The organism is Streptomyces sp. NPDC014991 (genome assembly GCF_043080665.1).
Classification (GTDB): Bacteria; Actinomycetota; Actinomycetes; order Streptomycetales; family Streptomycetaceae; genus Streptomyces.
In genome coordinates, this window is record NZ_JBIBVY010000003.1 from 1 (window position 1) to 12,251 (window position 12,251).

Annotated in this window: 6 protein-coding genes; all 6 read left to right on the plus strand. The window is 74.4% G+C overall.

Annotation, left to right across the window (positions count from 1 at the left end; translation table 11 throughout):
- Positions 1-33 precede the first annotated feature (33 nt).
- The 6 genes from ACF1BE_RS06520 to ACF1BE_RS06545 all read left to right on the plus strand — a co-directional run bounded on the left by ACF1BE_RS06520 (position 34) and on the right by ACF1BE_RS06545 (position 12,192).
- Entirely contained in the window at positions 34-6,477 is a 6,444-nt protein-coding gene (locus tag ACF1BE_RS06520; RefSeq protein WP_392197852.1) for a type I polyketide synthase, read from the plus strand.
- 43 nt (positions 6,478-6,520) lie between these two features.
- Positions 6,521-7,318 carry an arylamine N-acetyltransferase gene (locus tag ACF1BE_RS06525; RefSeq protein WP_392197853.1) on the plus strand — a complete coding sequence of 266 codons (798 nt, stop codon included), beginning with the start codon at positions 6,521-6,523 and terminating at the stop codon, positions 7,316-7,318.
- 56 nt (positions 7,319-7,374) lie between these two features.
- Positions 7,375-8,718 (plus strand): NAD(P)/FAD-dependent oxidoreductase, encoded by a 1,344-nt coding sequence (locus tag ACF1BE_RS06530; protein ID WP_392197854.1) that lies wholly within the window; start codon positions 7,375-7,377, stop codon positions 8,716-8,718.
- A 104-nt stretch (positions 8,719-8,822) separates the two neighbouring features.
- Positions 8,823-9,899, plus strand: coding sequence for a 3-dehydroquinate synthase family protein (locus ACF1BE_RS06535; protein WP_392197855.1), 1,077 nt, complete (start codon positions 8,823-8,825; stop codon positions 9,897-9,899).
- Positions 9,896-11,314, plus strand: a complete 1,419-nt coding sequence (locus ACF1BE_RS06540) for a 3-deoxy-7-phosphoheptulonate synthase (protein WP_392197856.1) — start codon at positions 9,896-9,898, stop codon at positions 11,312-11,314. Before ACF1BE_RS06535 ends, ACF1BE_RS06540 begins: the two co-directional genes overlap by 4 nt.
- Positions 11,311-12,192 carry a shikimate dehydrogenase family protein gene (locus ACF1BE_RS06545; protein ID WP_392197857.1) on the plus strand — a complete coding sequence of 294 codons (882 nt, stop codon included), beginning with the start codon at positions 11,311-11,313 and terminating at the stop codon, positions 12,190-12,192. Before ACF1BE_RS06540 ends, ACF1BE_RS06545 begins: the two co-directional genes overlap by 4 nt.
- Positions 12,193-12,251: the final 59 nt, after the last annotated feature.

A 12,251-nucleotide genomic window follows, 5' to 3' on the forward strand; every position in this document is an offset into this window, starting at 1 on the left:
GGTGAACCCCAGCTCGCCGTACGTGGTACGGCGATGTACGTGCCCCGGCTCGCCCGCGCGGTCCCGGCGCCCGCCACGGAGCCGGTGCTCGACCCGGAAGGCACGGTCCTGATCACCGGTGGCACCGGATCCCTGGCGGGTCTCCTGGCCCGGCACCTCGTGACCCGGCACGGTATCCGCCACCTCGTGCTGGTCAGCCGAAGCGGCCTGGAGGCGGACGGGGCCCCCGAGCTGGTGGCGGAACTGGAGGCATTGGGTGCGGAGTCGGTGTCGGTGCCCGCCTGTGACGTGACCGACCGGGACGCGGTGGCTGCCCTGCTCACCGGGCTGACCGGGCCCCGGCTCACCGCCGTCGTCCACGCGGCCGGTGTATTCGACGCGGGCGTGGTCGGCGAGATCGAACCCGAGCGGCTGGCCCGGGTGTTCGCGCCGAAGGTGACCGCCGTGCGGCACCTGGACGAGCTGACCCGCGAAATCGCCCCCGGCCTCGACGCGTTCGTCACCTACTCCTCTGTCTCCGGTGTCTTCCTCGGCGCCGGGACCGGCGGTTACGGCGCCGCCAACGCGTGCATGGACGGGCTCATGTCGGTCCGCCGGGCGGCCGGGTTCCCGGCGCGGTCGCTGGCCTGGGGTCTGTGGGAGCAGACCACCGGCATGGGAGCCGACCTCGACGAGCTGTCCCGCAGTCGCATGAACCGACGCGGTGGCATGCTGGCCCTCGGTGCCGAGGAGGGCATGGAGCTGTTCGACGCGGCGCTGGGCAGCGATCACACGCTGCTCGTGCCGGCCAGGCTGGACCTGCGGGGCCTGCGCGCCGACGCCACCGCCGGAGCGACCGTGCCGCCGCTGCTGCGCGGACTGGTCCGCGCGGGCCGGCGTGCCGCGCGCGGTGCCGGCCATGAGGGCCGGGACGGACTGGCCGGGCGGCTGGCCGGGCTGGCCGAGGCCGAGCGGGAGGCGCTGCTGCTGGACCTGGTCCGCACCCATGTCGCGAACGTCCTCGGGCATGCCGGGCCGGACCGGGTGAGGGCCGAAACCGCGTTCAAGGACGCCGGGTTCGACTCCCTCACCTCCGTCGAACTGCGCAACCGGCTGCGCGAGGCCACCGGCCTCAACCTGCCCGCCACCGCCGTCTTCGACTACCCGACCCCCCTCGCCCTCGCCCGGCACCTGCACGAGGAGTTCCAGGGTGTGACGCCGGCCGCGTCCGCGCCGCCGGCCGCGCCGCACGACCCTCAGGAGCCGATCGCCGTCGTGGGCATGGCCTGCCGGCTGCCGGGCGGGGTCGGCAGCCCCGAGGACCTGTGGCACCTGGTCAGCGAGGGCCGCGACGGTGTCACCGGGTTCCCGACGGACCGCGGCTGGGACCTCGACCGGGTACTCGACGACGACCCCGAGCACGCCGGGACGTCGTACGTCGGCCAGGGCGGCTTCCTGCACGAGGCGCCGCTGTTCGACCCGGTGTTCTTCGGTATCTCGCCGCGTGAGGCGGTGGCGATGGACCCGCAGCAGCGGTTGCTGCTGGAGACCTCGTGGGAGGCGCTGGAGCGGGCCGGTATCGACCCGACCGGACTCAAGGGCACGGACGTCGGGGTGTTCAGCGGCATCATGGGCGTCGACTACTACTCCGGCGGCGACGTCCCGGAGGAGGTGGGCGGCTTCGCCCTGACCGGTGCCGGGGCGAGCGTGGCCTCGGGCCGGGTGTCGTACGTCTTCGGTTTCGAGGGCCCCGCGGTGACCGTGGACACGGCGTGTTCCTCGTCGCTGGTCGCCCTGCACCTGGCCGCGCAGGCGCTGCGCAACGGTGAGTGCTCCCTGGCCCTGGCCGGCGGTTCGACCGTGATGGCCGGGCCCGGGATGTTCATGGAGTTCTCGCGGCAGCGGGCGCTGGCGACGGACGGCCGCTGCAAGTCGTACGCCGACGCGGCCGACGGCACGGGCTGGGCCGAGGGTGCGGGTGTGGTCGTGCTGGAACGGCTGTCGGAGGCGCGGCGCAGGGGGCACCGGGTGCTGGCGGTCGTGCGGGGCAGCGCCGTGAACCAGGACGGCGCGTCCAACGGGCTGACGGCCCCCAACGGTCCCTCGCAGCAGCGGGTCATCCGCAAGGCACTCGCGAACGCGGGCCTCACCCCGGCGGACGTGGACCTGGTGGAGGGCCACGGCACCGGCACGGTCCTGGGCGACCCGATCGAGGCACAGGCCCTCCTCGCCACGTACGGCAAGGAGCGCCAGGAGCCGCTGTGGCTGGGCTCGCTGAAGTCGAACATCGGCCACGCCCAGGCCGCCGCCGGAGTGGCCGGTGTCATCAAGGCCGTACAGGCGCTGCGGCACCGGGTGATGCCCGCCACCCTGCACGTCGACACGCCGTCCTCCCAGGTCGACTGGTCGGCCGGTGCGGTGGAACTGCTCACCGAGGCCCGGGAATGGGCCGACCCGGGTCGGCCCCGCCGGGCCGCCGTGTCCTCGTTCGGGCTCAGCGGCACCAACGCGCACGTGATCCTGGAGGAGGTCCCCGAGGAGCCGGAGCAACCGCCCGCGGCCGGGCCCGCCCCGGCCGGTGTGGTGCCGCTCGCGGTGTCGGCCCGCGGTACCGGCGCGCTCGCCGGCCAGGCCGCACGCCTCGCCGCCTTCCTCGACGGCACCGACACCTCCCCGTCCGATGTCGCGGCGGCCCTGGTGACCCGGCGGGCCGTCCTCCCCGAGCGGGCCGTGGTGCTGGCCGGCACCCGGGAGGAGGCTGTGGCGGGGCTGGGCGCGCTGGCCCGCGGCGAGAGCAGCCCCGGCGTCGTGACCGGCAGCCCCGCCGCCACGGCAGGCACCGGGAAGGTCGTCTTCGTCTTCCCCGGCCAAGGCGGCCAGTGGCCCGGCATGGGCCGTGAACTGCTGGACACCTCACCGGTGTTCGCGGAGAGGATCGCGGAGTGCGCCCGGGCGCTGGAACCCTGGGTGGACTGGGACCTGGAGGACGTGCTGCGCGGCGAGGCACCGGCCGAGCTGCTGCGACGCACCGACGTCGTCCAGCCGGCGAGCTTCGCCGTGATGATGGGCCTGGCCGCCGTCTGGGCCTCGGTGGGTGTCGTACCGGACGCGGTGACCGGTCACTCGCAGGGCGAGATCGCCGCGGCCTGCGTCGCCGGAGCGCTGTCACTACAGGACGCGGCGCGGCTCGTGGCGCTGCGCGCCCAGGTGATCTCCGAGCGGCTGTCCGGGCTCGGTGGCATGGTCGCCGTCGCCCTGCCCGAGGCCGAGGCGACCGCCGCCGTGGCCCGCTGGGCGGACCGCGTGCACGTCGCCGCGGTCAACTCCCCCTCGTCGGTGGTGGTGGCCGGGGACGCCGGCCTCCTGGACGAGGTCGTCGAGACCCTGTCGGCCGAGGGCGTCCGGGCACGGCGGATCGCGGCCGACTTCGCCTCGCACACCCCGCACGTGGAAGCGGTGCGCGAACTCCTCACCAAGGCGTTCGCCGACGTCCGCAGCCAGGCCCCGGTCATCCCCTTCCACTCCACCGTCACCGGCGAGCGCGTCGGCGAGGCGGGCATGCTGGACGCCGACTACTGGTACCGCAACGTGCGCCGGCAGGTCCGCTTCGCCCCCGCCGTCACCGCCCTGCTGGAGTCCGGGCACACCGTCTTCGTGGAGGTCGGCGCGCACCCGGTGCTCGCCCCGGCCATCAGCGAGACCGCCGACGGCGCCGACGTGCTCGTCACCGGCTCGCTGCGCCGCGACGACGGCGGCCCCCGGCGGCTGCTGGCCTCCATGGCCGAACTGTTCGTCAGGGGCGTCCCACTGGACTGGACGGGCGTCCTGCCGGCCGCCGCCGGACCCGTCGACCTGCCCACGTACGCCTTCGACCACCAGCACTACTGGCTCCCCGCACCCGCCGCCGCGGGCGACGCCGCCTCGCTGGGACTGGCCGGCGCCGGCCACCCGCTCATCGGCGCCGTGGTCGAGGTCCCGGACACCGGCGGCGTGCTGTGCACCTCCCGGCTGTCCCTGCGCACCCACCCGTGGCTGGCCGACCACGCCGTCGGCGACGTCGTCCTGCTGCCCGGCACCGGCCTGGTCGAACTCGCCGTCCGCGCCGGCGACGAGGCCGGCTGCTCCACCCTCGAGGAACTCGTCATCGAGGCCCCGCTGATCCTGCCGTCACAGGGCGGCGTACGCGTGCAGGTGAGCGTCGGCGGCCCCGGCGAACACGGCACCCGTACGGTCACCGTCCACTCCACGCCCGACGGCGCGGCCGGCACCGACGGCTGGACCCGCCACGCCACCGGTGTCCTCGCCCCGGCACCCCCCGCCCGCACCCCCGCCCACCCCGACCTCACCACCTGGCCGCCGGCCGGCGCCGAACGCGTCGAGGTGACCCCGCAGGACTTCTACGCCGGACTGCGCGACCACGACTACCACTACGGGCCCGTATTCCGCGGCCTGCGCGCGGTCTGGCGACGCGGCGAGGAACTCTTCGCCGAGATCGCCCTTCCGGAGCAGGAGCACAAGGCCGCCACGGAGTACGGCATCCACCCCGCCCTCCTCGACGCCGCCCTGCACATCAAGGCGTTCCTCAGCAGCGGCGAACACCGCACGATGCTGCCCTTCGCCTGGAACGGGCTCACCCTGCACGCCTCCGGGGCCACGTCGCTGCGGATCCGGGTCGCCCGGCCCGCGCCGGACGCCCTGTCCCTGGAGGCCGCCGACGACACCGGCAGTCCGGTCCTCAGTGCCGGCTCGCTGGTGTTCAGGCCCGTCGCCCCGGACCAGCTGCGCACCACCGGCGGCGGCGACATGCTCTTCGGCGTCGACTGGGTCCCGCTGCCCCGGCCGGAGGACACGCACGCCCCGTCCTGGCTCCGGCTGTCCACGGCGGAGGAGGTGGCGACCCTCGCCGAGGACGCCCCGGGCGGCGCCGAGCTGCCCCGCGCGGTCGTCCTGGAGGCCGCGGCCGCCGGCCCGTACGACACCCCGCTCGCCGTGACGGACCGCGCCCTCGAGGTCGTCCAGACCTGGCTGGCCGGCGGCGGCCTGGAGGACACCCGGCTGGTGGTGGTCACCCGGGGTGCGGTGCCGGCGGGCGGTGACGCGGAGGTCACCGACCCGGGCGGCGCGGCCGTGTGGGGTCTGGTCCGTGCCGCGCAGGCGGAGAACCCCGACCAGATCGTGCTGCTCGACACGGGCAGCGGCACGCACACCGGCCCGGACGCCGAGGAAGCGGACGGTCTCGGCTCGCTGCTCGGCGCGGTCCTCGCCACCGGTGAGCCGCAACTCGCCGTACGAGACGGGGTGTTGTACGTGCCGCGCCTGACCCGGGCGGTCCCGGCGCCCGCCACGGAGCCGGTGCTCGACCCGGAGGGCGCGGTCCTGGTCACCGGTGGCACCGGATCCCTGGCGGGTCTCCTGGCCCGGCACCTCGTGACCCGGCACGGTATCCGCCACCTCGTGCTGGTCAGCCGAAGCGGCCTGGAGGCGGACGGGGCCCGGGAACTGGTGGCGGAACTGGAGGCACTGGGCGCGCAGTCGGTGTCGGTGCCCGCCTGTGACGTGACCGACCGGGACGCGGTGGCTGCCCTGCTCACCGGGCTGACCGGGCCTCGGCTCACCGCCGTCGTCCACGCGGCCGGCCTGTACGACGCGGGCGTGGTCGGCGAGATCGAACCCGAGCGGCTGGCCCGGGTGTTCGCGCCGAAGGTGACCGCCGTGCGGCACCTGGACGAGCTGACCCGCGAACTCGTCCCCGACCTCGACGCGTTCGTCACCTACTCCTCCGTGTCCGCGGTGTTCCTCGGCGCCGGCACCGGCGGTTACGCGGCGGCCAACGCCGCCATGGACGGGCTCATGTCGGTCCGCCGGGCGGCCGGGTTCCCGGCGCGGTCGCTCGCCTGGGGCCTGTGGGAGCAGACCACCGGCATGGCGGCCCGCACCGACGAACTCACCCGCGGCCGGCTCAGCCGCCGCGGCGGCGTCCTCGCCCTCGCCCCCGAGGAGGGCATGGAGCTGTTCGACGCGGCGCTGGGCAGCGACCGGACCCTGCTCGTGCCGGCCAGGCTGGACCTGCGGGGCCTGCGCGCCGACGCCACCGCCGGCACGGCCGTACCGCCCCTGCTGCGCGGGCTCGTCCGCGCCGGCCGGCAGGCGGCGCGGGCCGCCGTCAGCGGCGACGAGCGGCGCCGGCTCGCCGAACGCCTGGCCGGGCTGCCGGCGGGGGAGCGGGCCGAGGCCCTGCTGGAGCTGGTGCGCACCCAGGTGGCCGTCGTCCTCGGCTACGCCGCCACCCACCAGGTCGACGCCGGCCAAGGCCTGTTCGAGATCGGCTTCGACTCGCTCACCGCCCTCGAACTGCGCAACCGGCTCGGTGAACTGACCGGGACCAAGCTCGGCGCGGGCCTCGTCTTCGACCATCCGACCCCCGCGATGATCGTCGCCCATCTGGCCGAGCGGCTGTACGGCGAGGACGCGCCCGGGCCCGTGGCCCTCTCCGTCTGAGGCGTCCACCCACCACCCCCCCGACAAGGGAGCAGATCACCGCATGTTCGACGTGGATGCCTACCTCCACCGCATCGGCTGGCCCGGACAGCAGCCGAAGCCGGACCTCGACACCCTGCGCACCCTGCACAAACGGCACCTGATGACCCTGCCGTACAACGTCGCCGGACAGGGCTTCGCCGACGGCGTCCACCTCGTGGACGTGGACGAGGACGAGGTGTTCCGCACCGGAGTCCTGGAGGGCCTGGGCGGCACCTGCTTCCAGCTCAACCGGCTCTTCTACCGGCTCCTGTCCGAACTGGGCTACGAGGTCACCCTGCTGGCCGCGAGCACCGCCGAGGGCCGGGAGAACTTCGGCACCGAGATCGAGCACATGTTCATCCGGGCCGTCGTCGACGGCCAGGAGTGGCTCGTCGACGTCGGCTACCCCGGACCGTCGTACCTCGAACCGCTGCGCGTCAGCGACGAGGTGCAGACCCAGTACGGCTGCCAGTACCGGCTCGTCGGCGCCGAGGACGGCGCCATCGCCGTGCAGCGGCGCGGGCGCGTGACCCGGTGGGGCACCGTCTACACGTTCCGGCCGCGGGCCCGCCGGTGGCAGGACTGGAAGGAGCTGGAGGACCGGGCCCGCGCCCACCACGCCACCGCCTCCGAGGACGACGGTCAGGGGATTCTGTGCGGCCGGACGTTCGACAACGGCCAGGCCGTCCTCAAGGGCCGCCGCTACCTCGTCGTCCGGGACGGACGCGAACGCGTCCGCACCGTCGTCGACGACACGGAACACCGCAGGCTCGTCGCCGCCCTGCTCAGCGGCGACCTCGGCTCCGGCGACCTGGCGTGACCCGGAGAAGGACCGACCCGCCCATCGGCACCAGTCAGAAGACGGAAGGACATCTCATGGGGAACAACTCGGCCGACGTGGTCGTCATCGGCGGGGGACCCGCCGGCGCGACCAGCGCCTACGTGCTGGCCAAACAGGGGCACTCCGTGGTGCTCCTGGAGCGCGAGGAGGCCTCGCGCTTCCACATCGGCGAATCACTCCTGCCCTACATGATGGGCCTGTACGACCGGATCGGCCTCCGGGACGCCATGGAGACGGGGGGCTACGTCCCCAAGTTCGGCGGCGAGTTCATCGACCCGACCGAGAAGAAGTTCTTCTCGGGCGTGTTCCGCGCCGACTTCGGCCTGCAGGGCGACGGCCGCTACGACCGGGCGTTCCAGGTCCAGCGGGCCAGGTTCGACAGCATGCTGGTCGAGCAGGCCGGCAAGGCCGGCGCCGAGGTCCACCTCGGCGCCACCGTCGGCGAACTGCTGATGGAGGGCGACCGCATGACCGGCGTCCGCTACACCAAGAACGGCGAGGAGCACGAGATCCGCTCCCGGTACGTCATCGACGCCAGCGGACGCGCCGGCCGCATCGCCCACAAGTTCGGGCTGCGCAAGACGCTGGAGAAACTGCGCATGGTCGCGGTGTTCCGGCACTACGAGGGGCTGGACGAGAAGCACAACCCCGGCGTCGAGGGAGACATCCAGGTCGGCGCGCACGGTGACGGCTGGGTGTGGGCCATCCCGCTGTCGAAGGACCTCATCAGCGTCGGCACCGTCATGCCCCGCGACGTCTTCCGCGCCTCCACCCCGGAGAAGGTGTTCGAGGAGCACCTCGCCCGGGTCCCGCGGGTCACCACCCGGCTGACCGGCACCCGCCCGGTCATGGACCTGAAGGTCGAGACCGACTACTGCTACCACACCGACACCGTCACCGGCCCCGGCTGGCTCATGGTCGGCGATGCCGGCTGCTTCGGCGACCCCATGTTCTCCGGCGGTGTCCTCGTCGCCTCGGCCACCGCCGTCCGCGCCGCCGAGACCCTCGGCGAGGCCCTGCGCAACCCGCAGGACGCCGACCGGCTGATCGACGAGTACGCCAACTTCTTCAAGACCGGCTACGACACCTACATCCGGCTCATCCACGCCTTCTACGACGGTGAACTCGTCGCGGTCGCCGCCGACGCCGGCCGCACCACCGACCGGGAGACGCTGGAGCGCTACCTGATCCGGCTCATCGGCGGCGACTTCTGGAGCGAGCACAACGCGGTCGCCCAGGAGATGCGCCGGAGGACCGAATGGGACACCTTCTCGCCGTTCCAGCGGGTCTTCGGCTGCCCGTCCTACCCGCACCTGGACGAGCAGGACCGCAAGGAACGAGCCGAGTCCCGCATCCGCCGGGTGACCGCCGGCCAGTAGCCCCCGGAGCCGGCCCCGCCCCGTGGCCCGGCCGCGGTACCACCGCGGCCGGGCCCCGGGCCACCGACCCGAATCCGTGCGCGACCGAACAAGGTGAAGCGGAAGTGACAGAACGAGTCCCGGTGCGCTTCGGCGACCGGTCCTACGAGGTACTCATCGGCGCCGGAGTACGCTCCGCGCTGCCCGCGGTCATCGAGAAGCTGGGCGCCCGGCGCGTGGCGGTGGTCTCGGCGCGCCCCGCCGCGTGGGTGCCCGACACCGGCGTGGAAACCCTGCTGCTGCCCGCCAGGGACGGTGAACGGGACAAGACCCTCGCCACCGTCGAGGCCCTGTGCGCCGCGTTCGTCCGGTTCGGGCTGACCCGCTCCGACGCCGTCGTCTCGGTAGGCGGCGGCACCACCACCGACGTCGTCGGCCTGGCCGCCGCCCTCTACCACCGGGGCGTACCCGTCGTCCACCTGCCGACCAGCCTGCTCGCCCAGGTCGACGCCAGCGTCGGCGGCAAGACCGCCGTCAACCTGCCCGAGGGCAAGAACCTGGTGGGTGCCTACTGGCAGCCCGCCGCCGTCCTGTGCGACACCGACTACCTGACCACCCTGCCGGCCCGCGAACTGCGCAACGGGCTCGGCGAGATCGCCCGCTGCCACTTCATCGGCGCCCCCGACCTGCACGGACTGCCGCTCGCCGAGCAGATAGCGGCCAGTGTGACCCTCAAGGCCGGGATCGTCTCCGCCGACGAACGCGACACCGGGCCGCGGCACCTGCTCAACTACGGCCACACCCTCGGCCACGCCCTGGAGGCGGCCACCGGCTTCGCCCTGCGGCACGGCGAGGCCGTCGCCGTCGGCACCGTCTTCGCCGGCCGGCTCGCCGGCGTCCTCGGCCGGATCACCCCCGACCGGGTCCGGGAACACCAGGCGGTGGTCGCCGCCTACGGCCTGCCCACCGCACTGCCCGACACCACCGGACCCGGCACACTGATCGGCCTGATGCGCCGGGACAAGAAGGCCCGCGCCGGACTCACCTTCGTCCTCGACGGCCCGGCCGGCGCCGAACTCGTCGCCGACGTGCCCGAGCCGGCCGTCGCCGAGGCCCTCGCCCGGATGGAACGCGCCCCCCTCGACCGGCTCCTCGCCGTCACCCCGGCCGGCAGCCCGGGAACGGAGGCGGCGGTGACATGACGTACCCACCACGCTGGCCGCCGGACACCCCGGCGCCGAGCCGGCGGCGGGCCGTCGAACGCGTTCTCGCCGACCGGCTCGACGCCGCGCTTGCCAGGCCCGCCGCACAGCAGCCCGGCTGGCCCGACCCGGCCCGGGCCCGGGCCGTGGTCCGCCGGCTGACCGCCGGCGAACCCCTCGTCACCACCGCCGAGACCCGGCGGCTCCTCGACCGGCTCGGGGCCGTCGCCCGCGGCGAGGCACTCCTGCTCCAGAGCGGCGACTGCGCGGAGACCTTCGCCGACAGCACCGAGGCCCACCTGCGGGGCAACCTCGCACTGCTGCGGCGGATGGCGCTCGTCCTCACCCACGGCGCCGGCCTGCCCGTGGTCACGGTGGCCCGAGCCGCCGGCCAGTACGCCAAGCCCCGCTCCGCCCCCGTCGACGCCCACGGACTCCCGGCGTACCGCGGCGACATCGTCAACTCCGCCGAGGCGAGCCCCACCGCCCGCACACCCGACCCCGAACGCATGGCCCGGGCCCACGCCCACGCCCGCGAGGCGATGACCGTCGTCCGCCGGCTCGCCCGCGGTGACCTCGCCGACGCGTACGCCCTGCACGCGGAGAACCGGCGTTTCGTCGACACCGCGCCGGGAGGCCACCGGCACGCCGCCCGGTCCGCGGAGATCGGCCGCGGCCTGCGCTTCATGACCGGCATCGGCGCCCCCGCCCCCCGGCTCGGCGAGATCTGGACCAGCCACGAGGCGCTGCTGCTGGACCACGAACGCACCCTGCTCTGGATCGACACCGAGGGGATCGAACCCCGACTGTCCAGCGGACTGGCCCACTTCCTGTGGATCGGGGAACGCACCCGGCAGCCCGACGGCGCACACCTCGCCTTCGCCGAGCTGCTGGCCAACCCCGTCGGCGTGAAGATCGGCCCCGGCACCACACCGGAACAGGCGGTGGAGTACGTCCGCCGGCTCGACCCGCACGGTGTCCCCGGCCGGCTCACCCTGATCAGCCGGATGGGCCACGACCGCGTCCGCGAGGTGCTCCCGCCGATCGTGGAGAAGGTCACCGCCTCCGGCCGCCAGGTCATCTGGCAGTGCGACCCCATGCACGGCAACTCCCGCACCACTGCGAACGGTTACAAGACGCGGCACTACGACCACATCCTCGACGAGATCACCGGCTTCCTCGAGGTGCACCGGACCCTGGGCACCCACCCCGGCGGCCTGCACCTGGAGGCGACCGGCGAGAACGTCACCGAGTGCGTCGGCGGCACCCGCGGACCGGCCGAGGCCGACCTGCCCACCCGCTACCGCACCGCCTGCGACCCCCGCCTCAACGCCGGACAGGCCATGGAACTCGCGTTCGAGGTGGCGGAGCTGTTCGCGGCCGGCACGACCCCCAGCCCGGAGACGCCACGATGACCGACACCCCGCAGCCGGCCGCCGACACCGCGAACGGCAGTGACACCGCCACCGACACCACCGCCGGCGCCCCCCGGCAGACCCTGGTCACCGGAAACACCCGGCTCTACGCCGTCCTCGGTGACCCGGTCGGGCAGGTCCAGTCGCCCGGACTGCTCAACCCGCTCTTCGCCCGGCTCGGCATCGACGCCGTACTGGTCCCCGTACACGTCCACCCCGGCGACCTGGAGAGCGTCGTCCGGGGACTGCAACGCGTAGGCAATCTCGACGGCCTGTTCGTCACCGTCCCGCACAAGACGGCCGCGGCCCGGCTGGCCGACCGGCGCAGCCCCACCGTCGAGATCACCGGCAGCGCCAACGCGCTGCGACGCGAGAGCGACGGTGCCTGGCTCGCCGAGAACTTCGACGGCTCCGGGTTCGTCACGGGCCTGGTCCGGGCGGGCCACCCGCCGAAGGGCGCCAGGGTGGCCCTCGTCGGCGCCGGCGGAGCGGGCAGCGCCATCGCGGCGGCCCTGCTCGACGCGGGCGTGGACCGGCTGACGGTCACCGACCCCGACACCCCGCGGCTGACCGCGCTCGTCGACCGGCTGGCCGCCCACTGGCCCGGCCGGGTCCGCGCCGGCGGCCGGCCGCCCCTCGAAGACACCGACATCGCCGTCAACGCCACCCCGCTCGGCCTGCGCCCCGACGACCCGCTGCCCTTCCCGCCGCACCGGCTGCGGCCCGGCACCGTCGTCGCGGACATCATCATGAAACCCCGCGACACCCGGCTGCTGCGCGAGGCCGCCGCACACGGACTCCCCGTGCACCACGGAAGCCACATGCTCACCGGCCAGGTCGACTCCTACCGCGCCTTCTTCGCACTGCGCACCCCCTGATTCCCCCCGCCACCGGCCGACTACCAGACCGAGGGATGGAAGCGCCCGCACACCGGGAC